Origin of the sequence: Mesorhizobium sp. WSM4989, from assembly GCF_029625795.1 — a bacterium.
Taxonomy (GTDB): Bacteria; Pseudomonadota; Alphaproteobacteria; order Rhizobiales; family Rhizobiaceae; genus Mesorhizobium.
Map to the genome: position 1 here is coordinate 1,995,503 of NZ_JARTVN010000001.1, position 21,296 is coordinate 2,016,798.

Annotated in this window: 19 protein-coding genes; 13 read left to right on the plus strand and 6 right to left on the minus strand. The window is 64.9% G+C overall.

Annotated features, from left to right (window positions below; all coding sequences use genetic code 11):
• Positions 1-9 precede the first annotated feature (9 nt).
• The 4 genes from P9217_RS09590 to P9217_RS09605 form a co-directional block, all read right to left on the minus strand.
• Entirely contained in the window at positions 10-1,554 is a 1,545-nt protein-coding gene (locus P9217_RS09590; RefSeq protein ID WP_278086129.1) for a DegQ family serine endoprotease, read from the minus strand.
• Positions 1,555-1,745: 191 nt separating this feature from the next.
• Complete coding sequence (locus P9217_RS09595; RefSeq protein WP_067324083.1) at positions 1,746-2,492, minus strand: MBL fold metallo-hydrolase; 747 nt, start codon at positions 2,490-2,492, stop codon at positions 1,746-1,748.
• Entirely contained in the window at positions 2,492-3,658 is a 1,167-nt protein-coding gene (locus tag P9217_RS09600) for a diphosphate--fructose-6-phosphate 1-phosphotransferase (protein ID WP_278086128.1), read from the minus strand. The genes P9217_RS09595 and P9217_RS09600 overlap by 1 nt, the downstream gene beginning before the upstream one ends.
• A gap of 122 nt (positions 3,659-3,780) precedes the next feature.
• Positions 3,781-4,548: a L,D-transpeptidase gene (locus P9217_RS09605; protein WP_095776964.1), complete on the minus strand. Its 768-nt coding sequence runs from the start codon at positions 4,546-4,548 to the stop codon at positions 3,781-3,783.
• Positions 4,549-4,779: 231 nt separating this feature from the next.
• Here P9217_RS09605 and P9217_RS09610 point away from each other — a divergent pair, with 231 nt between their 5' ends.
• The 3 genes from P9217_RS09610 to xylB all read left to right on the plus strand — a co-directional run bounded on the left by P9217_RS09610 (position 4,780) and on the right by xylB (position 8,377).
• Positions 4,780-5,403: a LysE family translocator gene (locus P9217_RS09610; protein WP_066996047.1), complete on the plus strand. Its 624-nt coding sequence runs from the start codon at positions 4,780-4,782 to the stop codon at positions 5,401-5,403.
• 111 nt (positions 5,404-5,514) lie between these two features.
• Entirely contained in the window at positions 5,515-6,840 is a 1,326-nt protein-coding gene (locus P9217_RS09615; RefSeq protein WP_278086127.1) for a tetratricopeptide repeat protein, read from the plus strand.
• 82 nt (positions 6,841-6,922) lie between these two features.
• On the plus strand, positions 6,923-8,377 hold the full coding sequence (gene xylB, locus P9217_RS09620; RefSeq protein ID WP_278086126.1) for a xylulokinase: 1,455 nt from the start codon (positions 6,923-6,925) through the stop codon (positions 8,375-8,377).
• 197 nt (positions 8,378-8,574) lie between these two features.
• On the opposite strand, the gene P9217_RS09625 is transcribed toward xylB, so the two are convergent.
• Positions 8,575-8,937: a nuclear transport factor 2 family protein gene (locus P9217_RS09625; RefSeq protein ID WP_278086125.1), complete on the minus strand. Its 363-nt coding sequence runs from the start codon at positions 8,935-8,937 to the stop codon at positions 8,575-8,577.
• A 111-nt stretch (positions 8,938-9,048) separates the two neighbouring features.
• Here P9217_RS09625 and xylA point away from each other — a divergent pair, with 111 nt between their 5' ends.
• The 3 genes from xylA to P9217_RS09640 all read left to right on the plus strand — a co-directional run bounded on the left by xylA (position 9,049) and on the right by P9217_RS09640 (position 11,635).
• Positions 9,049-10,374 (plus strand): xylose isomerase, encoded by a 1,326-nt coding sequence (xylA, locus tag P9217_RS09630; protein WP_278086124.1) that lies wholly within the window; start codon positions 9,049-9,051, stop codon positions 10,372-10,374.
• Between the two features lie 185 nt (positions 10,375-10,559).
• Positions 10,560-10,763, plus strand: a complete 204-nt coding sequence (locus P9217_RS09635; protein WP_066996194.1) for a hypothetical protein — start codon at positions 10,560-10,562, stop codon at positions 10,761-10,763.
• A gap of 74 nt (positions 10,764-10,837) precedes the next feature.
• Positions 10,838-11,635, plus strand: a complete 798-nt coding sequence (locus tag P9217_RS09640) for a TIGR01458 family HAD-type hydrolase (RefSeq protein ID WP_278086123.1) — start codon at positions 10,838-10,840, stop codon at positions 11,633-11,635.
• A gap of 60 nt (positions 11,636-11,695) precedes the next feature.
• Here P9217_RS09640 and P9217_RS09645 read toward each other — a convergent pair whose 3' ends face one another.
• Positions 11,696-12,676 carry a GlxA family transcriptional regulator gene (locus tag P9217_RS09645; protein ID WP_278086122.1) on the minus strand — a complete coding sequence of 327 codons (981 nt, stop codon included), beginning with the start codon at positions 12,674-12,676 and terminating at the stop codon, positions 11,696-11,698.
• A 128-nt stretch (positions 12,677-12,804) separates the two neighbouring features.
• On the opposite strand from P9217_RS09645, the gene P9217_RS09650 reads away from it, so the two are divergent.
• The 7 genes from P9217_RS09650 (at position 12,805) to P9217_RS09680 (ending at position 20,815) form a co-directional block, all read left to right on the plus strand.
• A complete protein-coding gene (locus tag P9217_RS09650) occupies positions 12,805-13,722 on the plus strand; it encodes a 3-keto-5-aminohexanoate cleavage protein (RefSeq protein WP_278086121.1) in 918 nt (305 codons plus the stop codon).
• A gap of 95 nt (positions 13,723-13,817) precedes the next feature.
• Positions 13,818-14,441, plus strand: coding sequence for an HD domain-containing protein (locus tag P9217_RS09655; RefSeq protein ID WP_127242081.1), 624 nt, complete (start codon positions 13,818-13,820; stop codon positions 14,439-14,441).
• A gap of 2 nt (positions 14,442-14,443) precedes the next feature.
• Positions 14,444-15,571 (plus strand): carnitine 3-dehydrogenase, encoded by a 1,128-nt coding sequence (locus P9217_RS09660; protein WP_127242082.1) that lies wholly within the window; start codon positions 14,444-14,446, stop codon positions 15,569-15,571.
• Positions 15,572-15,575: 4 nt separating this feature from the next.
• The gene (locus P9217_RS09665; protein ID WP_127243544.1) at positions 15,576-16,739 is read left to right on the plus strand and encodes an acyl-CoA dehydrogenase; all 1,164 of its coding nucleotides are present in this window, start codon (positions 15,576-15,578) and stop codon (positions 16,737-16,739) included.
• Positions 16,740-16,803: 64 nt separating this feature from the next.
• The gene (locus tag P9217_RS09670) at positions 16,804-18,882 is read left to right on the plus strand and encodes an acetate--CoA ligase family protein (protein ID WP_066996197.1); all 2,079 of its coding nucleotides are present in this window, start codon (positions 16,804-16,806) and stop codon (positions 18,880-18,882) included.
• Entirely contained in the window at positions 18,875-19,657 is a 783-nt protein-coding gene (locus P9217_RS09675; protein WP_066996079.1) for a carnitinyl-CoA dehydratase, read from the plus strand. Before P9217_RS09670 ends, P9217_RS09675 begins: the two co-directional genes overlap by 8 nt.
• Positions 19,658-19,873: 216 nt before the next feature.
• Positions 19,874-20,815, plus strand: coding sequence for an alpha/beta hydrolase (locus P9217_RS09680; protein ID WP_067324058.1), 942 nt, complete (start codon positions 19,874-19,876; stop codon positions 20,813-20,815).
• Positions 20,816-21,296: the final 481 nt, after the last annotated feature.

Genomic DNA, 21,296 nt, shown 5'->3' on the forward strand with positions numbered 1-21,296 from the left:
GAAGTTTTCTCAGCCGGCGGCGAAAGGCACGGCGACGAATATCTGCGCGTCGCCGCGATCGACCAGCAGCAGCACCGACTTCCTGCCGGACTTGCCGGCCTCGGCGATCGCCTGGTTCGCTTGCCTTGCGTTTTTCACCGGCGTGCGGTCGACGGCGACGATGACATCGCCGGGTTCGATGCCGGCCGCGGAGGCCGCCTTGTCCGGGTTGACGCGCTCGACCACGGCGCCGCGCTGGTTGTCGGCCAGGTTGAGCTGCTCCCGGATGTCCGGCGTGAGGTCCGTAAGGCCAAGGCCGAGCGAGGGCACGCGCAGGCCCTGTTCGGCAGATGGCTTGCCGCCTTCGTCATTCGAGGCGGTCTTCTGGTCTTCGGCATTGCGGCCGACATCGGCCGAGATCTGCATCGCCTTGCCGTTGCGCCAGACATTCAGCGTTTCCTTGCTGCCGGGCGAGACGTCGGCGACGGCGCGCGACAGATCCTTGGGGTCCTTGATCTCCTGGCCGGCGAAGCCGGTGATGACGTCGCCGGTCTCGATGCCGGCCTTGGCCGCCGGCGAGCCCTCGGTGACCGCCGCGACCAGCGCGCCGCCCGGATGGTCGAGGCCGATGGCGCTAGCGACGTCCTGCGTGACCGGCTGGATCTGCACGCCAAGATAGCCGTATTCGATGTCACCGCCCTTCATAAGCTTGTCGACCACTTTTTGTGCCTGGTCCGAAGGAATGGCGAAGCCGACGCCGACGCTGCCGCCATTGGGCGAATAGATCGCCGTGTTGATGCCGATCACATTGCCCTTCACGTCGACAAGCGGGCCGCCGGAATTGCCGTGGTTGATCGGCGCGTCGATCTGGATGAAATCGTCGAACGGCCCGCTGTGCAGGTCGCGGCCGCGCGCCGAGACGATGCCGGCGGTGACCGTGGTGCCGATGCCGAACGGATTGCCGATCGCCAGCACCTGGTCGCCGGTCATCAGCTTGTCGGAATCGCCCCATTTGACGGTCGGCAGCGGCTTGCTCGCCTTGACCTTGAGCACCGCCAGATCGTTCTTTGCGTCGTGGCCGACGAGCTTGGCGGGAAGCTCGGTGCCGTCGTCGAGCGTCACCTTGATCGAGGTCGCGCCGTCGATGACATGGTTGTTGGTGACGATGGTGCCATCGGACCCGACGATGAAGCCGGAGCCCAAAGCCTCCTGCCGCGGCGCCTGCTGCGGCGGCGTCTTGGGCATCGGGATGCCCTGGTCGCCGAAGAACTGCTGGAAATACTGGTCGAAGGGCGAATTGCCGTCGAAAGGCGAGCCGTCATCCGTCGCGCCGGGCTGGGCTTTCATCACGGTCGTCACGGTCACGACTGCCGGCTTGGTGGTGGCGACAACCGGGGCGAACGAGCCGTTCGGGGCGGTAATGCCGGCGACCGGCGTCTGTGTCGTCGCGACCACGTTGCTCAGGCCGGCATTGCCGGGATTTTGCGCAAAGGAAACAACGACGGGGGAGATGATCAGCGCAGCGCCCAGCAGGGCCGCGACGCGATGTCTGCGAAGAATGCTAAATGGTGACATGGTCGTTTCTGTCCGGGCGAGAGTTGATCCGGCGCCGCGGACGGCTCTCTCCAAGGACGCGCCCGTCGGCGTGTCGACGGCCGGGATTGCCCGTCTCGCCATGCATGGCAGCCGGCCGGATCGACAGCCACGCATTTAGGGCGTGGAATGGTCCGAATTAGGGTTTTGGCGCGACCTTACAAAGATTTAATTCAGACAGCGCTCACGAAGCGCTCTCGGCGGCGTAGGTAGGAAGACGCGATCTCTCCCATCCTCGCGCGGCCGAAACTCGGGCCATGGCCGCCATGGCCGATACGTATCGGCAGTTCGAGCAGCCGCTGCATGGTGCGGCAATAGGCGGCGCGGTCCGAATCCGGCAGGTCGTCGATCAGCATGCCGTCATAGATGGCGTCGCCGGCGAAGAACAGGCCGTCGGCCTCATTGAACAGCGCGATCGAATCCGGCGAATGTCCGGGCAGATGCAGCACGCGGAATTTCCGGTCGCCGAGGTCGACGATGTCGCCCTCGTCGAGCATTCGCGTCAACGGTGCGGAAGGGATGCGATAGTCAGCCGCCTTCCAGCCGGGCGCCGGCAATTTGGATACCGCATCGTCGAGATTGTGGAACATGTTGGCGTAGGTGACGGCATCATCCATGCCATCGAACTCCCCCGCGCTGACCTTCGGCCCCATCCTGAGCGGGAATTCGTGCAGCGAGCCGACATGGTCGAGATGGATGTGGGTGGCGACGACGATCAGCGGCTTGCCGGCCGGGGTGTCGATCTCGGGCGCCAGCGGGCAGATGCCCATGCCGGTGTCGACCAGCAGGTCGGCGTCCCGGCCCTTGAAATGCCAAATATTGGCGCGCACGAAATCGTGCACGAATGGCTCGGTCAGCATCGTCGTTCTGGCATCGACAACGGATTTGCCGAACCAGTCGCCCACCACAAGGTCGCCCATCAGACGAACGGCTTTCCGACCTTGTATTTTTCCGGCACCAGCCGTTTCAGATAGGCCATGCCGGCCTCGGACAACTGGTTGACGTCCGGCTTCATGAAATTGTCCGGCATGTGGCGGGTCTTGCCGGCCACCGCCTCGAGCGGCACCTTCTTCAGCACGGTCTTGGTGCCGTCATATTGCAGCGCCACCGAGCCGCCACCCTCCTCGGCAACGGCGACCGCGAACGCGCCGGCTTCGAAGGCTTCCTTGGCGTCCACGGGGCTGATCGCCCCGACATAGCCGCGCGGCATATAGCCCAGGGCATCGACGCGCGCCCGCTTGCCCGGCAGGCCTACCGCCAAAGCGCGTTCGAGCGCCGCCGGCAGATCGCTGCCCGACAATTTGACGTTGCCGTGCTGGTCGCGCTCGAGCTTTTCCGGCGGCACCAGGCTCTCGACCAACGCCTTGCCGTCGGCGGTGCTGACGCCTTCCGAGACGGCGACGATGCAGCGCTTGTGGCGGTCGAGCTTCTTGCGGACATCATCGATGAAACGCTCGGCGGAGAAGGCGCGCTCCGGTACATAGACCAGATGCGGACCGCTATCCGGATCGAGCTGCCAGGCGGCGGCCGCGGCAGTCAGGAAGCCGGCGTGCCGGCCCATGACGATGCCGACATAAATGCCGGGCAACGCGCGGAAATCCAAATCGACCGACAGGAAAGCGCCGGCGACGAATTCGGCCGCCGAGATGAAGCCCGGCGTATGGTCGTTCTCCTCGAGATCGTTGTCGATGGTTTTCGGCGCATGCACGAAGGCCATCGCGCCGCCGGCGGCGTCGGTCAGGATCTGCTGGGTGCCCGAAGTGTCGTTGCCGCCGATATAGATGAAGGCATCGGCGCCGGCCTTCTTGAGGCCGTTGAGGATGACCTCGCAATAGGCCGCGTCTGGCTTGTCGCGGGTCGAGCCAAGGGCGGCGCTCGGGGTGCCGGCGATCAGCCGCAGCCGATCTTCGGGGATGGCTGAGAGGTCGACATAGTTGCCGTCGCGGATGCCGCGCACGCCATGGATCGAGCCGAGCACCTTGGCGCCGGGATGCCGCTTGCGGATCTCCAGCGTGGCGCCGACGACCGTCTGATTGATGACGGCGGTCGGGCCGCCGCCCTGCGCGATGACAAAGGTTCCGGCCATGATCGTTCTCTCCCGAGGCGAAGCTTTTCAGAGCACCTTCGCCTGTCTTGCGGCATCACGCAACGGGAGAAAGGAGGCGCATGATCCCGAAAAAATAGCGGCCGTGCTGACCGCCGAAAAAATCAGACGACGACGACTGGGTTCTTCTTCGATACCCTGTTGTAGAGGTCGATGATGTCTTGGTTGATCAGCCGCACGCAGCCCGACGACATCGCTTGGCCGATGGTCCACCATTCGGGCGAGCCGTGGATGCGGTAACCGGTGTCCTTGCCGTTCTGGTAGATGTAAAGCGCGCGGGCGCCCAGCGGATTGGTCAGGCCGCCGGGCTGGCCGCCCTGCCATTTCACCAGTTCCGGCTTGCGCTTGACCATCTCCGGCGGCGGCGTCCAGACCGGCCATTCCTTGCCGTACTGGATGTTGGCGCGGCCCGACCAGCGGAAGCCGTCCTTACCGATGCCGACGCCGTAGCGGATGGCGTCGCCGCCGGGCTGGACGAGATAAAGCATGCGCTCCTGCAAATGCACGACGATGGTGCCGGGCGCTTCGCCGGTCTTGTCGACGACGATCTGGCGACGGAACTCCGGCTTGACCTTCTGGTAGGGCACCGCCGGGACCTGGAAGCCGTTGTCGGTCAAGGCAGCATACATCACGTCGGGACCGGTGATGTTCTTGTCGACGCTGATCGCCGGTCGGATCGGCACCGATCCGGTGGTGGTGTCGTCGATCTGCAATTGCGGCAGGTCGAGCGTGTCGGTGGTGCTGCAGCCGGCCATGCCGAGCAGCGCCATGGCGCCCATGCCTGAAAGCATGGCGCGGCGGGAAAGCGGAACTTCGGTTTCGACGGTTTCGCCGCTCGAAGGCGGCGTCAGACTTTGCGGCAATTCGCGCATACACCAAACCCTACGCTGTCGGCGGGAAGCACGGTCCGGCCGAATGGCTGCAATTTTCGTCAGTCATGGTTGAAAAAGGGTGAAAGAACTTTGCCCGCACTTAACCCTGACAGGGCGTTATCCGGGCCAGGCGACAGGGCAGGCCGGCGCCGAAGATTTTCTCCAACGCCTCTTTACAATCTCGCATACCCCAGGATTTATCCTGTTCTTTGCGCTCAAGGAGTAGGGAAAATGTCCTTCGAAAACTGGGCTGCCTTTGCCGCTGCCTCCGCCATCCTCCTCGTCATCCCGGGCCCGACGATCCTCTTGGTCGTCTCCTATGCGCTCGGCCAGGGCTGGCGTACGGCGCTGCCGATGGCAGTCGGCGTCGCGCTCGGCGATTTCACCGCCATGACGCTTTCGATGCTCGGCATCGGCGCGTTGCTTGCGGCTTCGGCCACTGTGTTCACCGTGCTCAAGGTGATCGGCGCCGGCTACCTCATCTATCTCGGCATAAAACTGTTCCGCGCCGGCGGCGCGCTGAAGGCCGAACCGCGCACCGACGCCGTGTCGGCGGCAAGGATGATGGCGCATGCCTGGCTGGTCACGGCGCTCAACCCGAAGAGCATCACGTTCTTCGTCGCCTTCCTGCCGCAGTTTCTCGACCGGCATGCCGATTTCTGGACGCAGATGCTGATCTTCGAAGCGACCTTCCTGGCGCTCGCATTCAGCAATGCCTTCGGCTATGCGCTGATTGCTTCGCGAGCGCGCGCCATCGTGCGCAACCCAAGGGCGATCCGTATCTTCAACCGCACCGGCGGGACATTGCTTGTCGGCGCCGGCATCGCCACGGTGGCGATGCGTTCGGGGAATTGAGGAGAAGTCCGGTTCGACACAGTCGAAGCCCTCGCCGGTTGGCGGGCCGACGGTCGATGTTCTAGGATTGCATCGGTCCGACCGGACGAATAGGCATCAAAGGACGCGGCTATGGCGCTGAAGGACGCATTCGGCCTGACGCACTCGGGCGCGACCGAAGCCGGGCTTTCGTCCTACGCCAGAGCCGTCCGTGAGCTGCAGTGCTTCATCGGCGACCCGGTCGGCTCCGTCGATAGCGCGATCGCCGATGAGCCCAGCTTCGTGATGGCGCATGTGTTCAAGGGCTATCTGTTCGGCCTCGCCACCGAGCGGGAGGCGATGGCGATTGCGCAAACCTGCCATGCGGCGGCGCTGCCGCTCGCCGGCACCGCGCGCGAGCGCGCGCATGTCGCGGCGCTCGGCCATCTTGCCAGCGGCCGCTGGCATGACGCCGCCCGCATCCTCGAGGACGTCGCCATCGACAACCCGCTCGATGCGGTGGCGCTGCAGGTTGGCCACCAGATCGACTTCTTCATCGGCAATGCGCGCATGCTGCGCGACCGCATCGGGCGGGCGTTGTCGGCTTGGGAGAAGGACATGCCGGGCTACCATGCGGTTCTCGGCATGCAGGCTTTCGGGCTGGAGGAAATGGGCGACTATGCGCGCGCCGAAGCCTTCGGCCGGCAGGCCATCGAGATCGAGCCGCGCGACGGCTGGGCGCAGCACGCGGTCGCGCATGTCATGGAAATGCAAAGCCGGCAAAGGGAGGGCATCGCCTGGATGCGCGCCAATCCGGAGGCGTGGACGAAGGACAGCTTCCTCAAGATCCATAATTGGTGGCATCTGGCGCTGTTCCACTACGATCTCGGCGAGACAAACGAGGTGCTCCAGCTCTATGACGGGCCGATCTACGGCGACCGCTCGACGCTGGCGCTCAACATGGTCGACGCCTCGGCGATCCTGTGGCGACTTTATCTCCACGGCGTCGATGTCGGCGACCGCTGGGCGGCGCTTGCGGCGAACTGGGCGCCAAAGGCGGCCGCCGGCAATTACGCCTTCAACGATGCGCATGCGATGATGGCCTTTGTCGGCGCCGGGCTGCACGCGCCGGCCCAGACCCTGCTCGAAGCGCAGCGCGAAGCAATGCGCGGCGATGACGATAACGCCGCATTCACGCGCGACGTCGGCCACCCTCTAACCTTGGCGATCAAAGCATTCGGCGAGGGCAACTACGGAGAGGTGGCGCGCCTGATCCGGCCAATCCGCTGGATCGCGCACCGCTTCGGCGGCAGCCGTGCACAACGCGACGTGATCGACCTGATGCTGATCGAGGCGGCGCTGCGTGCCGGTGACAGCGCGCTGGCGCGGGCGCTGACCGCCGAGCGTCAGCTGGCGCGGCCGGACAGCCCGCTGTCGGCGCTGTTATCGCGCCGCGCGGCCGATTTGTCAGAGAATTGACCGGAGGCGGATCTTGGCTTAAGAACTGGCCAAGCCAGATTTTTTCGAGACCCGAAAAAATTAATGGCATCGGGAGGAAATCATGTATCTCGGCCTCGACCTGGGCACCTCGGGCGTCAAGGCGCTCCTGATCGATGATCGCCAGACGGTCGTCGGGTCCGGCCACGGCTCGCTGGACGTCTCGCGGCCGCATGCCGGCTGGTCCGAACAGAATCCGGCGCACTGGATCGAAGCCTGCCAGACAGCGATTGCCGAGCTCAAGACTTCCCATCCCAAGGAGCTTGTAGCGGTCAAGGGTATCGGCCTCTCCGGCCAGATGCATGGCGCGACCCTGCTCGACGCCTCGGACAAGGTGCTGCGTCCCTGCATCCTTTGGAACGACACCCGCAGCCATGTCGAGGCAGCGGCGCTCGACGCCGACCCGCGTTTCCGCAAGCTCACCGGCAACATCGTCTTCCCGGGCTTCACGGCGCCGAAGCTGGTGTGGGTGAAGGACAACGAGCCCAGTGTTTTTGCCGCTGTCGCCAAGGTGCTCCTGCCCAAGGACTATCTGCGGCTCTGGCTGACCGGCGAGCATATTTCGGAGATGTCGGATTCGGCGGGCACATCCTGGCTCGACGTCGGCAAGCGGCAGTGGTCCTCCGAACTGCTCGCCGCGACAACGCTCGACGAGAAGCATATGCCGTCGCTGGTCGAAGGCACGGCGAAGGCCGGCGGCTTGCGCGGCGAGCTTGCCTCGAAATGGGGTATTGCTTCAGGCATTCCGGTCGCCGGCGGCGCCGGCGACAATGCGGCCTCGGCCTGCGGCATGGGCACCGTGGGCGCCGGCCACGCCTTCGTGTCGCTCGGCACGTCGGGGGTGCTGTTTGCCGCCAACGCCTCCTATCTGCCCAATCCGGAAAGCGCGGTGCACACCTTCTGCCACGCGCTGCCCAACACCTGGCACCAGATGGGGGTCATCCTGTCGGCCACCGATTCGCTCAACTGGCTGTCGGAGATCACCGGCAAAGGCGCCGGCGACCTGACCGGCGAGCTCGGCGACAAGCTCAAGGCGCCGACAGGCATCGCTTTCCTGCCTTATCTCTCCGGCGAGCGCACGCCGCATAATGATGCGGCCATTCGTGGTTCCTTCACCGGCCTCGCGCATCAATCGAGCCGCGCCGTGCTGACCCAGGCCGTGCTCGAAGGCGTGGCGTTTGCCTTCCGCGACAGCCTCGAGGCGCTGAAAACGGCGGGCACGACCCTGACCAGGGTGACGGCGATCGGCGGCGGCTCTCGCTCGCGCTACTGGCTGAAGGCGATCGCCACCGCGTTGCAGCTGCCGGTCGACATCCCGGCCGACGGCGATTTCGGCGCCGCCTTCGGCGCGGCGCGTCTCGGGCTGATCGCCGCGACCGGCGCCGATCCGCTTGCCGTTTGCACCGCGCCGGCGACCGATGCGACGATCGAACCGGATGCCGGGCTTGGTGGGGCGTATGCAGATGCTTATCAACGCTATCGTGCGCTCTATCCGGCGATCAGGGCGGTAACCGCGTGAGTATGCGCGAGGCACCCCCCTCTGCCCTGCCGGGCATCTCCCCCTCAAGGGGGGAGATTGGCAGCTTGGGCGCCTCGCTCCCTTTTGCAGCGTTGGAGATTGGGGAAATCCTAGATGAAAGCCGATCTCCCCGCTTGCGGGGGAGATGGCCGGCAGGCCACAGGGGGGTGCCTCGCGCCTCCCTTACCCAGTTAGCCTCACTGCGCCGGCACCTTGTCGAGGAAGCCGGTGACGCTCTTCAGGCGGCCGTTCTCGATGACGCAAATATCGGTGCCTTCGATGACGGATTCTGCGCCTTCGGGGCCCAGATTCCACGAAAAGCGGATGCGGTCGGCAAAACCGTCCGGCTCACCCTTCAGGGAGAAGCGGAAGCCGGCGAATTGCTGCTGCACGCCGTCGATCAGCGCGGCGAGGCCGTCGTGGCCGTCGCCTTGCATGATCGGGTCGCGATAGCTGACGTCGCTGGTGAAGGCGGCCTCGAGCAGGGCCTTGCGGTGCGCCGCATCGCTCTCGTTCCAGGCGGTGATGTAGTTGCGGGCGATCGTGTTGAGGTCGGTCATGGTCTTCATCCTTCATTGGATCGTTTCGACATGACCCTTTTGGACCCACGGAAGCGCCAAACCAATTACGCCTGAGGTAATCGGCGAAAGCAGTTGGAGAGGAAGGAAACCATGAGCAGCGGATTTTTCGGCAACATCAAGACCATCAAGTATGAAGGGCCGGATTCGACCAATCCACTGGCCTACCGATATTACAACCCGGACGAAGTGGTGGGTGGCAAGCGGCTGGAGGACCATCTGCGCTTCGCCGTCGCCTATTGGCATTCCTTCGCCTGGCAGGGCGGCGACCCGTTCGGCGGCCAAACCTTGGACCGCCCCTGGTTCGCCAGGCCCGGCGGCATCGACACGATGGAACTGGCGAAACTGAAGGCCGACGTCGCCTTCGAGCTGTTCTCGCTGCTCGGCGTCCCCTATTTCTGCTTCCACGACGCCGACGTTCGCCCGGAAGGCAAGGATTTCTCCGAAAGCGCGGCGCGCCTCGACGAGATCGCCGACTATTTTTCGGCCAAGATGAACCAGACCGGCGTCAAGCTGCTCTGGGGCACGGCGAACCTTTTCTCGCATCGCCGCTTCATGGCGGGCGCCGCCACCAATCCCGATCCGGACGTGTTCGCCTATGCGGCGGCGACGGTGAAGAAATGCATCGACGTGACCAAGAAGCTGAAGGGCGAGAACTATGTGCTGTGGGGCGGGCGCGAAGGCTACGAGACGCTGCTCAACACCGACCTTGCGCGAGAGCAGGAGCAGGCCGGCCGCTTCCTCAACCTCGTCGTGGATTACAAGCACAAAATAGGTTTCGAGGGCACGATCCTGATCGAGCCGAAACCGCAGGAGCCGACCAAGCACCAGTACGACTACGATGTCGCCACCGTTCACGGCTTCCTGAAGCGCTTCGGGCTGGAGAAGGAGGTGAAGGTCAACATCGAGCAGGGCCATGCGATCCTTGCCGGCCACTCCTTCGAGCATGAGCTGGCCTTGGCCAACGCGCTCGGCATTTTCGGTTCGATCGACATGAACCGAAACGACTATCAGTCCGGCTGGGACACCGACCAGTTCCCCAACAATGTGCCGGAGATGGCTTTGGCCTATTACCAGATCCTGCAGGGTGGCGGCTTCAAGACCGGCGGCACCAATTTCGACGCCAAGCTGCGCCGCCAGTCGCTCGACCCGGAGGATCTGCTGATCGGCCATATCGGCGGCATGGACGCCTGCGCGCGCGGGCTCAAGGCGGCGGCCAGGATGATCGGAGACAAGGCGCTGTCGGGTCCGCTTAACGAACGCTATGCCGGCTGGAACACGGCCGAAGGCAAGGCGATGCTTTCCGGCAAGCGTACGCTGGAGGAGATCGCCGAACGCGTGGTGACGGAGAAGATCGAGCCGCAGCCGCGCTCCGGCCGGCAGGAGCTCCTTGAAAACATCGTCAACCGCTACGTCTGAGGCTTTCCTGCGGCGCCCGAATCGAGCGCCGCAGAGCTGAAATTGCATTCCATGCGGGGCGAACCTACACGACAAGGTTTTGCCCCGCGCTGCCTCTCAATCGCCGCGCTCTTGCCTTCAAACAGCCGTCACGAATCGCGTATATTGTCGACATGCGGCGGGAAGGAAAGAAGGAGGCGAAACGTATGCAGCACGAACGCGAAATCGACGCCCTGCTCTCTTCCGGCGAGGCTGGTTCGATCATCGATCGGCTGATGGCGCTGCCGCATCCGAAGGATGGCGCCGGCGAAGCAAATGAATGGGATCGCGCGGTCGCCGCGCGGTTGGAAACGGCGCTGGCCAAGAGCATGCGCTCGCGCATTGTGCGCGAAGGCCGCGACGCCGCCTGATTCTTCGGCCCCTGTGTCCGTGGGCCTATTTTCGGCAGTTTGACGAACGGAGACTGTTTCTCCATCCTGCACCGATGATACGCGCGGTGCTGCTCGATCTCGCGGGTGTCGTCTATGATGGCGACACCCCGATCGCAGGCGCTGTGGCTGCGGTCGAGCGTTTGCGCAAGGCCGGACTGCCGCTCCGCTTCGTCAGCAACACGACACGTTCGCAGCGCCATAAAATCATCGCGCAGCTCGCCGCGCTGGGCGTCGAAGTCAGGGATGAAGAATTGCTGACGCCGGCGCGCGCCGCAGTCGAATGGCTGCGAAGGCATGGCCGCCAACCTCACCTGCTCGTCCATCCCAACCTCGAAGCCGAGTTTACCGGCCTGGAAGGCGGCAAGAGCCCCGCTGTCGTCGTCGGCGACGCCGGCGAGGCCTTCGACTATGCCGGCCTAAACCGAGCGTTCCGCGAACTTGTTGCCGGAGCCGATTTTCTGGCTCTCGCCGCCAATCGCAGCTTCAAGGATGCCGACGGTGAGCTCAGCCTCGATGCCGGCGCCTTCGTGGCAGCGCTCGAATTCGCCAGCGGCCGAAGCCCTATCGTGCTCGGCAAGCCGTCGCCGGACTTCTTCCTCGCGGCGCTTGGCGATTTGAACTGCTCGGCAGCCGATGCAGTCATGGTCGGCGACGATGCGGAGAGCGACGTCGCCGGCGCGCTCAGCGCCGGGCTTGGCGCGGGGCTGCTGGTGCGGACCGGCAAGTACCGCCCAGGCGACGAAACGCGCTTCGATCCGCCTCCCACGGCGCTGGTCGACGACCTTGCGGCCGCTACCGACTGGATCCTCAAAGCGCGCCGCACAGAAGCGGATTCAGGCGACGCGCTTTGAATCCCTTGTTTTGATCTATGCCGCTTCCCAAAACCGCTGCGCGCTTTTGGCCGATCTGCATCAGCCGCGCCGCAGCCGGACCGGCGCTTCGCCGAACGCGTGGGAAAACGCCCTGGAAAACGCCGCGGCTGATGAAAAACCCGTACGCCCGGCGATGTCGGCCATGGCGATGCGCGTATCGACCACCAGACGTCGGGCGGCGGCGAGCCGCAGCCGCAGATAATAGGCGCCCGGCGTCTCGCCGATCGACCTGCGGAAGATGCTCTCGAGTGTTCGCGCCGTGACGCCGGCGCGCTTGGCCACGGCATCGATGGTCAGCGGCTCATCGACATGCGCTTCCATCAGCCGGATCGCCTGCGCCAGGCGCGGATCGTAGCCGTCGAGCCGGCCGAGCGAGACCAGCGGCTGGGCGTCGGTCGCCGCGCGCGTCTGATCGTAGATGAAGACGCTCGCCACATCGAGCGCGGCCGCCATGCCGAGCCGGGTGCGGACCAGATGCAGCATCAGGTCGAAGGTGGGCGAGGCACCGCCCGAGGTGAAGACCGGCCCGTCGATGACATAGCGGTCGGGGCGCACATCAACGCCCGGAAAGGCGGCGGAGAAATCCTCCATGTCTTCCCAATGCGTGGTGGCGCTGCGGCCTTCGAGCAGGCCGGCGCGCGCCACCAGCCAGGTGCCGGCCTCGACGCCGCCGCAGGCGCGGGCCGCACGCGCCGCGCGGCGCAACCCGGCAAGCAACGCCGACGTCGCATAGTTCTGCGTGCCGAAGCCGGCGACGACGACCAGCATGTCGGTCGCTTCGGCGGCATCGAAGCGGCCGCTGACGGCGACCGGCAAGCCGCAGGTCGTCACCGGCGCCTCTCCGGTGAGCGAGACCAGCTTGAAGTCGAACAAAGTCTCGCCAGAGATGCGGTTGGCGGCGCGCAGCGGGTCGACCGCCGAGGCCACGCACATGATCGACGAGCCCGAGAACACCAGAAACGTCACTTTGAGCGTTTCCCGCTCGGCGCGAAAGATCGTCGGTTTTTCGCTTTTAGTCATGGCGCCTTCGTAAAACGCAAAACAGTTTCCGGCAAGTCGGTCATGCTTGGCCAGCTTCGGCGCAGGTCGTCATAGCAAAGCCGGTTTCCGGCTTCATCAATGGCTGATCGAATTTGGGAGGAAAGACGATGCCGCTCGCGATGAACCGTGAGGTTTTCATCACCTGTGCCGTGACCGGTTCGGGCGGGACGCAGGACCGCAGCCCGAACGTGCCGCGCTCGCCCAGGCAGATCGCCGATTCGGCGATCGAGGCCGCCAAGGCGGGTGCTGCGATCGTCCATTGCCATGTGCGCGACCCCGAGACCGGCAAGCCCAGGCGCGACGTCCATCTCTACCGCGAGGTCACCGAGCGCATCCGCGAGGCGAACGTGGATGTGGTGCTGAACCTCACCGCCGGCATGGGCGGCGACATGGTGTTCGGCTCGCCGGAAGCGCCGCTGCCGCTCAACGAGAAGGGCACCGACATGGGCGGCGCCACCAACCGCATGGAGCATGTGCGCCAGTGCCTGCCGGAGATCTGCACGCTTGATTGCGGCACGATGAACTTCGCCGAAGCCGACTATGTGATGACCAACACGCCCGGCATGCTGCGCGCCATGGGCGGCATGATGACGGCGCTCGGCGTGAAGCCCGAGATCGAGGCTTTCGATACCGGGCATCTGTGGTTCGCCAAGCAGCTGGTCGAGGAACAGGTGCTGAAGCCGGATGCGCTGGTGCAGCTGTGCATGGGTGTGCCTTGGGGCGCGCCGGACGACCTCAACACCTTCATGGCGATGGTCAACAACGTGCCGTCGACCTGGAACTGGTCGGCCTTCTCGATCGGCCGCAACCAGATGGCCTATGTCGCGGCGGCGGTGCTGGCCGGCGGCAATGTCCGTGTCGGCCTGGAAGACAATCTGTGGCTGGACAAGGGCGTGCTGGCGACCAATGCGCAGCTCGTCGAGCGCGCGGTGAGCATCGTCTCCAATCTCGGTGCGCGCGTGCTCGGACCGGAGGAAGTGCGCAAGAAGCTCAACCTCACCAAGCGGGCGCCGATCGCGGCATGAGCATGATCCCGCAAAGTGGGAACCGGTTTTTGCTTCGCTGACCTGCGGTTCGGAAAAGATCATGCTCAAACAACATTGAAAAGCGGGAGGTCGAGATGGCTACCGTCAAATTCACCGCGATGAAGGACGGCGACAAGGAAGACTATGAATTCCTGACCGCCCACGAGATCGACTATGCCGCCAGGACGGGGGATCGGCTGCTTTCCGCGCTGGTGCAGCTGGACGAAGGTTTGTCCGGCTACAAGATCACCCGGCTCGGCCATTCGCTGCAGGCGGCGACGCGCGCCTGGCGCGACGGCGCCGACACTGACTGGATCGTCTCCGCGCTGCTGCACGACATCGGCGACATATACGCGCCCTACAATCATGACGAATATGCCGCCACCATCCTGAAGCCGTTCGTGCGCGAGCAATGCACCTGGGTTGTCGAAAAGCACGGCGACTTCCAGCGCCTCTATTACGCGCATCATTTGGGCGGCAACCAGTATGCCCGCGACCGCTTCGCCGGCCATCTCTATTTCGACGATTGCGCCCGGTTCTGCGAGCGCTGGGACCAGTCGAGCTTCGATCCCGACTACGAGACGCTGCCGATCGAGTTCTTCCGGCCCCTCGTGCTCGAAGTCTTCGCGCGCAAAGCTTACGACCCGGCCGTGATCCGCGCCGGCGAGCGCGTGCCGCTTTCCGATCCCGAAACAGCCAAGACCAGAACCGGAGCCTGACCATGAGCATCATCAACAAGGCGGCCGCCATCGGCGGCGGCGTCATCGGCGCCGGCTGGGTGGCGCGCCTGCTCTTGAACGGCATCGATGTTTCGATCTTCGATCCCGATCCCGAGGCGTCGCGCAAAGTCGGCGAGGTGATGAAGGGCGCACGCCGCGCCTACAAGCAGATGCTGCCCGGCGGCCTGCCCAAAGAAGGCAAGCTCACCTTCGCCAAGACGATCGGCGACGCAGTGGCGGATGCCGACTTCATCCAGGAGAGCGTGCCGGAGCGGCTCGACCTCAAGCACAAAGTGCTGGCCGAGATCGACGCCCATGCGCCGGCCAACTCCATAATCGGCTCCTCGACCTCCGGCATCAAGCCGACCGATATGCAGGTGGCGATGAAGAAGCACCCGGAGCGGCTGGTCGTCGGGCACCCGTTCAACCCGGTCTATCTTCTGCCTCTGGTCGAGATCGTCGGCGGCCAGCAGACTTTTCCCGAGGCGATCGAGGTCGCCAAGGAGATCTACGCCTCGATCGGCATGAAGCCGGTGGTGGTGCGCAAGGAAATCGAAGCCTTCGTCGGCGATCGCCTCCTGGAGGCCGCGTGGCGCGAGGCGCTGTGGCTGGTCAAGGACGGCATCTGCACCGTCGAGGAACTCGACGACATCATGCGCTATTCCTTCGGCCTGCGCTGGGCTCAAATGGGAATGTTCCAGGTCTACCGCGTCGCCGGCGGCGAAGCCGGCATGCGCCACTTCATGGCGCAGTTCGGACCTTGCCTGAAATGGCCGTGGACCAAGCTGATGGACGTGCCGGAGTTCAACGACGAGCTGGTCGACCTGATCGCCACGCAATCGGACGAGCAGGCAAACGGCCTGTCGATCCGCGAGCTGGAAAAGATCCGCGACGACAATCTGGTCGCCATTATGGAAGCGCTGTCGAAGCAGAACAAAGGCAAGGGCTGGGGCGCCGGCGCGCTTCACAAGGACTATACCAGGCAGCTGGCCAAGCTGGCGGCGAAGCCGGCCGCCAAGGCAGGCGACAAGGCAAAAGCCGCCAAGCCGGCGAAGAAGATGGCGAAGCCCGCAAAGGCCGAGAAGCCCACGAAGGCCGACAAGGCGAAAACAAGCAAGAAGAAGGGCTGAGGCGATGCATTTCGGTCTTTCAGAAGAACAAAAACTGATCGTCGAGACGACGCGTGCCTTCGTCGAGAACGAGCTTTACCCGCATGAGCGCGAGGTGGAACGCACCGGCGAACTGCGCCGCGAGCTGATCGACGAATTGAAGGCAAAGGCGATCGCGGCCGGGCTCTACGCCGCCAACATGCCGGCCGATGTCGGCGGCGCGGGCCTCGATACGGTGAGCTGGCTGCTGTACGAGAAGGAGCTTGGCCGCGCCAATTACGCGCTGCACTGGACCTGCGTGGCGCGTCCCTCGAACATCCTGCTCGCCGGAACGCCGGAGCAGCGTGACAAATATCTCTTCCCTTGCATCCGCGGCGAGAAGTGGGACTGCCTGGCGATGACCGAGCCCGGCGCCGGCTCCGACCTGCGCGGCATGAAGGCGACCGCGGTTCAGGACGGCTCGGACTGGGTGCTCAACGGCACCAAGCACTTCATCAGCCACGCCGACATCGCCGACTTTGCCATCGTATTCATGGCTTCGGGCGAAGAGGATTCGCCGCGCGGCAAGCGCAAGAAGATCACCGCCTTCTTCGTCGACAAGGGCACCAAAGGGTTCACGGTGCGCGACGGCTACCGCAACGTCTCGCATCGCGGCTACACCAACTCGATCCTCGAATTCGACGACTGCCGGCTGCCGGCTTCCCAGGTGCTCGGCGAAGTGCACAAGGGCTTCGAGGTGGCGAATTCATGGCTCGGCGCCACGCGCCTGCAGGTCGGCGCCACCTGCCTCGGCCGCGCAGAGCGCGCGCTTTCGCATGCCATCGAATATGCCGCGCAGCGCCAGCAGTTCGGCCAGCAGATCGGCAAATTCCAGGGTGTGTCGTTCAAGCTCGCCGATATGGCGACGGAATTGAAGGCCGCCGACCTGATGGTGTTCGAAGCCGGCTGGAAGTACGATCGGGGCACCGTCACCGATCAGGACATGGCGATGGCCAAGCTGAAGGCTACCGAGATGCTGGCTTTCGTCGCCGACGAGGCGATCCAGATCCATGGCGGCATGGGGCTGATGGACGACCTGCCGCTGGAGCGCATCTGGCGCGACGCGCGCGTCGAGCGCATCTGGGAAGGCACTTCGGAGATTCAGCGACATATTATTTCGCGGGCGTTGCTGCGCCCGTTCGGGGCTTAGAGCATGATCCGCCAAAACCGGGATCCGGTTTTGGCAACGATCGTGCTCAAATGAAAAGATGACCATGCATAAACTCGAACGTCTCCTGCGCCCGAAATCGATCGCCGTGTTCGGCGGGGCGCAGGCCGCCGCCGTCGTCGCGCAATCGATCAAGATGGGCTTTGCCGGCGAAATCTGGCCGGTGCACCCGACTAAAGACGAGGTCGCAGGCCGCAAGGCCTACCGTTCCGTCGCCGACTTGCCCGGCGCGCCGGACGCCGCCTTTGTCGGGGTCAACCGGCATCTCACCATCGAAGTGGTCAAGGCATTGGCCGAGCGCGGCGCCGGCGGCGCCGTCTGCTTTGCCGCCGGCTTCCTCGAGACCGAGGCCTATGACGAGGACGGCGAGCGGCTGCAGGCCGAGCTGGTCGCCGCCGCGGGTGAGATGCCGATCATCGGCCCGAACTGCTATGGCCTGATCAACTATGCCGACGGCGCGCTTTTGTGGCCCGATCAGCATGGCGGGATCAGACTGGCCGAGGGCGGCAAGGGCGTCGCCATCATCACTCAGTCGTCCAACATCGCCATCAACATGACGATGCAGAAGCGCGGTCTGCCGATCGCGTTCCTGATGACGGCCGGCAACCAGGCGCAGACCGGCCTTTCAGAAATGGCGCTCGGTCTGATCGAGGACGAGCGCGTCACGTCGCTTGGCCTGCATATCGAGGCCTTCGATTCCGTGGCCGGCTTCGAGCGATTGGCGGCGAGAGCCCGCGAGCTGAAGAAGCCGATCATCGCCATGAAGGTCGGCCGCTCGGAACAGGCGCGGCAGGCGACGGTTTCCCATACCGCGTCGCTTGCCGGTTCGGATGCCGCCTCGGGCGCGTTCCTGAAGCGGCTGGGCATCGCGCGCGTCGATTCCATACCGGCCTTCATCGAGGCGTTGAAGCTCTTGCACATCACCGGGCCGCTGCCCGGCTACAGACTGTCGTCGATGAGCTGCTCGGGCGGCGAAGCCTCCGTGATGGCCGACAGCGCGGAAGGACGCTGGGTGCATTTCCCGACGCTAAGCGCCGAGCATCGCGCGCATGTCAAATCGACGCTCGGGCCGCTGGTCGCGGTCGCCAATCCGCTCGACTACCACACCTTCATCTGGAACAACGAGCCGGCGATGACGGCCACCTTCACTGCCATGGTGTCGGGCGGCTTCGACCTCAACATGCTGGTGCTCGACTTCCCGCGCCCCGACCGCTGCTCGGACACCGACTGGTGGGCGACGCTGCGTGCCTTCGAGGCGGCGCTGAAGACCAACAGGGCGCAGGGCGCGATCGTCTCCTCGCTGCCGGAAAACCTGCCGGAGGAATATACCGCCGGGCTGATGGCGCGCGGCATGGTGCCCTTGTTCGGCATTTCGGAAGCGATGGACGCCGCCCAGGCCGCCGCCTTCATCGGCTGGGCCTGGCGCGAGCCGCAGGCGCAGCCGGTCGACACCACGGCGGCGGGCGCTTCCGACGGCGACCACGTCACGCCGGACGAAGCCGAGGCCAAAGCGCGTCTGATCGAGGCCGGGCTGCCGGTGCCGAAGGGCGAGCGCGCCTCGAACGCGGTCGAGGCGGTGATTGCGTCCATGGCGCTCGGTTTCCCGGTGGCGCTGAAGACGCTCGGCGTGACGCACAAGTCGGAGGTCGGCGCGGTGCGGCTGAACCTCAAGGACGCCGAATCCGTCAGCAATGCCGCGCATGACCTGTTGCCGCTCGGCACCGGGCTTTATGCCGAGCGCATGGTGCGCGACGGCGTCGCCGAACTGATCGTCGGCTTCACCCGCGACCCGATGTTCGGCGCGGTGATGACGCTCGGCACCGGCGGCGTGCTGGTCGAGCTGCTGCGCGACAGCGTGACCCTGATGCTGCCGGCGACGCGCGACGACATCGAGGCGGCGCTGCGTGGCTTGAAGCTCTATCCGCTGCTGGAGGGCTATCGCGGCAGGCCCAAGGCAGACGTCCAGGCCGCCATCGACGCCATCGCCGGCATTGCCGACTTCGTGCAGAAGAATGAAGGCGAGATCGAAGAGCTCGACATCAACCCGCTGATCGTCTGCGCCGAAGGCAAGGGCGCCTGGATCGCCGACGCGCTGCTGGTGCTTGGAGAAAAGAAGAATGGCTGACGTCATCACCACTCGCCGCGAAGGCACGATCCTGGAAGTCACGCTCGACCGGCCCAAGGCCAATGCCATCGACCTCAAGACCTCACGGCTGATGGGCGAGACGTTCAAGGCGTTCCGCGACGATCCCGGCTTGCGCGTCGCCATCGTCAAGACGGCCGGAGACAAGTTCTTCTGCGCCGGCTGGGACCTGAAGGCGGCTGCGGCCGGCGACGCGGTCGACGGCGACTACGGCGTCGGCGGCTTTGCCGGGCTGCAGGAACTGCGCGACTTGAACAAGCCGGTGATCGCCTGCGTCAACGGCATGGCGGTGGGCGGCGGCTTCGAGCTGGCGCTGTCCTGCGACCTGATCTACGCCTCTGACCATTCTTCCTTCGCGCTGCCCGAGATCCGCGCCGGCACGCTGGCCGACGCCGCGACGATCAAGCTGCCGAAACGCATTCCCTACCATATCGCCATGGACCTTCTCCTCACCGGCCGTTGGATGGATGTGGCGGAAGCGCATCGCTGGGGCCTGGTCAACGAGGTGCTGCCCAAGGAGAAGCTGGAGGACCGCGTCTGGGAAATCGCGCGGCTTTTGGCCAGCGGCCCGCCGCTGGTCTTCGCCGCGATCAAGGAGACGGCGCGCGTGGCCGAGGCGCTGACCTTCCAGGAGGCCATGAACAAGGTGACGCGCAGGCAACTGCCGACGGTCGATATCCTCTACGGCTCGGAGGACAATATGGAAGGCTTCCGCGCCTTTGCGGAGAAGCGCGATCCGGTGTGGAAGGGTAGATAGGCCGCAGACGATGGCGTTCCGTCACACCCCCCGCTGCCCTGCCGGGCATCTCCCCCGCAAGGGGGGAGATCGGATGTCACGGTCGCTTTCGCCAATTGCCAGCGTCGCAGGTGGATCGCCGGCGCCCAAGCTGCCAATCTCTCCCCCTGCGGGGGAGATGTCCGGCAGGACAGAGGGGGGTGCTCAGGCTCGACCTTCGCGATCGGCCCAAGCGCTATGACCGACTACAAGACCCTCATCGACGCCGAGACCTGGGCTTTCATCGAGAAGACCAATTCCTATTACCCGCCCGACACGATCGACTACACGATCGCAGAGCAGCGGGCGATCTACGACCGGATGTGCCGCGAGTTCTTCGCCGGCTATCCGCAAGGCGTGACGGTCGAAACGACCGCCATCGCCACGCCGACCGCCAGCATCCCGATCCGCATCTATAGCAACGCGGAATCGAACAGCGCCGCAATGGTGCTCTATGTTCATGGCGGCGGATTCATCCTCGGCGGGCTGGACAGCCATGACGATGTCTGCGCCGAGCTGTGCGCCCGCACCGGCTACGAGGTGGTTTCGGTCGATTACCGGCTGGCGCCGGAACATCTGCATCCGGCCGCCTTCGACGACGTGCTAAGCGCCTTTGAATGGGCCGCCAAGACCTATGATTGCCCTGTCCTGCTTTGCGGCGACAGCGCCGGCGGAAACCTCTGCGCCGCCGTTGCCCACGCAACGCGCGGTCACGTCAAGAAGCCGGCCGGCCAGGTGCTGATCTATCCCAGCCTCGGGGGCGACCGCTCGCGCGGCTCCTATGTGGCGCATGCTGACGCGCCGATGCTGACCCTGCGCGATATCGAATTCTACCTGAACATTCGCACCGGCGGCGTGGACCGGACCGGCGACATCACGCTGTCGCCGCTCGCCGACGCCGATTTCGCCTATCTCCCGGCGACGGTGCTGATCACTGCCCAATGCGACCCGCTGTCCTCAGACGGCGAGGCCTATCGCGACCGCGTCGTCGCGGCCGGCGGGTATGCCTACTGGTTCGAAGAACAGGGGCTGGTGCACAGCTATTTGAGAGCCCGGCATACGGTCGGTCGTGCTCGCGCGAGCTTCACCCGCATCGTCGAGGCGGTCTCCGTGCTCGGCAGAGGCGAGTGGATCTGGTGATTTTGCCAAAGCGCGTCGCGTCGAGAATTCAAGCGCCGCGCTTCGGGGCTGATGCCAAAATCGCTGCTCTCTTTTCGGCGACTTGCATGAGACGGGCAAAGACAGCTCTACCAGCCGGACGCCTAGAGCATTTCACCGTTTCACGGAAACGACGAAATGCTCGGGCTTGTTTGTTCTGACGCAATTCCGGACGGAAAACCGCTCACACTTTTTCTCGAATTGCTCTAGCGCATTGAACCTTTCCGCATCAGCCTGCGACTGACGGCCAGGCGCCGCATGGCGCGGGCCGGAAAGCGAGCCCGTATGATCAGAAATCCAGAGCCGCGGTGGTCCGAGGAAGCAACAGGAGCTCGGCGCGATCATCGGCTTCGGGATGGAGACGACGCGCTCGGCTTTCGGCTGATTCCGTTGACCCTGCCAGGCACCCGGCGTATCGTGAACAGGCGGAAAACAGACAATTCTATCAGGGACGAACGAGCCG

Bases quoted from the DNA above. Each gene is read 5' to 3' on its own strand.
- P9217_RS09590 (WP_278086129.1), bottom strand. From the start codon at position 1,554: ATGTCACCATTTAGCATTCTTCGCAGACATCGCGTCGCGGCCCTGCTG.
- P9217_RS09595 (WP_067324083.1), bottom strand. From the start codon at position 2,492: ATGGGCGACCTTGTGGTGGGCGACTGGTTCGGCAAATCCGTTGTCGAT.
- P9217_RS09600 (WP_278086128.1), bottom strand. From the start codon at position 3,658: ATGGCCGGAACCTTTGTCATCGCGCAGGGCGGCGGCCCGACCGCCGTC.
- P9217_RS09605 (WP_095776964.1), bottom strand. From the start codon at position 4,548: ATGCGCGAATTGCCGCAAAGTCTGACGCCGCCTTCGAGCGGCGAAACC.
- P9217_RS09610 (WP_066996047.1), top strand. From the start codon at position 4,780: ATGTCCTTCGAAAACTGGGCTGCCTTTGCCGCTGCCTCCGCCATCCTC.
- P9217_RS09615 (WP_278086127.1), top strand. From the start codon at position 5,515: ATGGCGCTGAAGGACGCATTCGGCCTGACGCACTCGGGCGCGACCGAA.
- xylB (WP_278086126.1), top strand. From the start codon at position 6,923: ATGTATCTCGGCCTCGACCTGGGCACCTCGGGCGTCAAGGCGCTCCTG.
- P9217_RS09625 (WP_278086125.1), bottom strand. From the start codon at position 8,937: ATGACCGACCTCAACACGATCGCCCGCAACTACATCACCGCCTGGAAC.
- xylA (WP_278086124.1), top strand. From the start codon at position 9,049: ATGAGCAGCGGATTTTTCGGCAACATCAAGACCATCAAGTATGAAGGG.
- P9217_RS09635 (WP_066996194.1), top strand. From the start codon at position 10,560: ATGCAGCACGAACGCGAAATCGACGCCCTGCTCTCTTCCGGCGAGGCT.
- P9217_RS09640 (WP_278086123.1), top strand. From the start codon at position 10,838: ATGATACGCGCGGTGCTGCTCGATCTCGCGGGTGTCGTCTATGATGGC.
- P9217_RS09645 (WP_278086122.1), bottom strand. From the start codon at position 12,676: ATGACTAAAAGCGAAAAACCGACGATCTTTCGCGCCGAGCGGGAAACG.
- P9217_RS09650 (WP_278086121.1), top strand. From the start codon at position 12,805: ATGCCGCTCGCGATGAACCGTGAGGTTTTCATCACCTGTGCCGTGACC.
- P9217_RS09655 (WP_127242081.1), top strand. From the start codon at position 13,818: ATGGCTACCGTCAAATTCACCGCGATGAAGGACGGCGACAAGGAAGAC.
- P9217_RS09660 (WP_127242082.1), top strand. From the start codon at position 14,444: ATGAGCATCATCAACAAGGCGGCCGCCATCGGCGGCGGCGTCATCGGC.
- P9217_RS09665 (WP_127243544.1), top strand. From the start codon at position 15,576: ATGCATTTCGGTCTTTCAGAAGAACAAAAACTGATCGTCGAGACGACG.
- P9217_RS09670 (WP_066996197.1), top strand. From the start codon at position 16,804: ATGCATAAACTCGAACGTCTCCTGCGCCCGAAATCGATCGCCGTGTTC.
- P9217_RS09675 (WP_066996079.1), top strand. From the start codon at position 18,875: ATGGCTGACGTCATCACCACTCGCCGCGAAGGCACGATCCTGGAAGTC.
- P9217_RS09680 (WP_067324058.1), top strand. From the start codon at position 19,874: ATGACCGACTACAAGACCCTCATCGACGCCGAGACCTGGGCTTTCATC.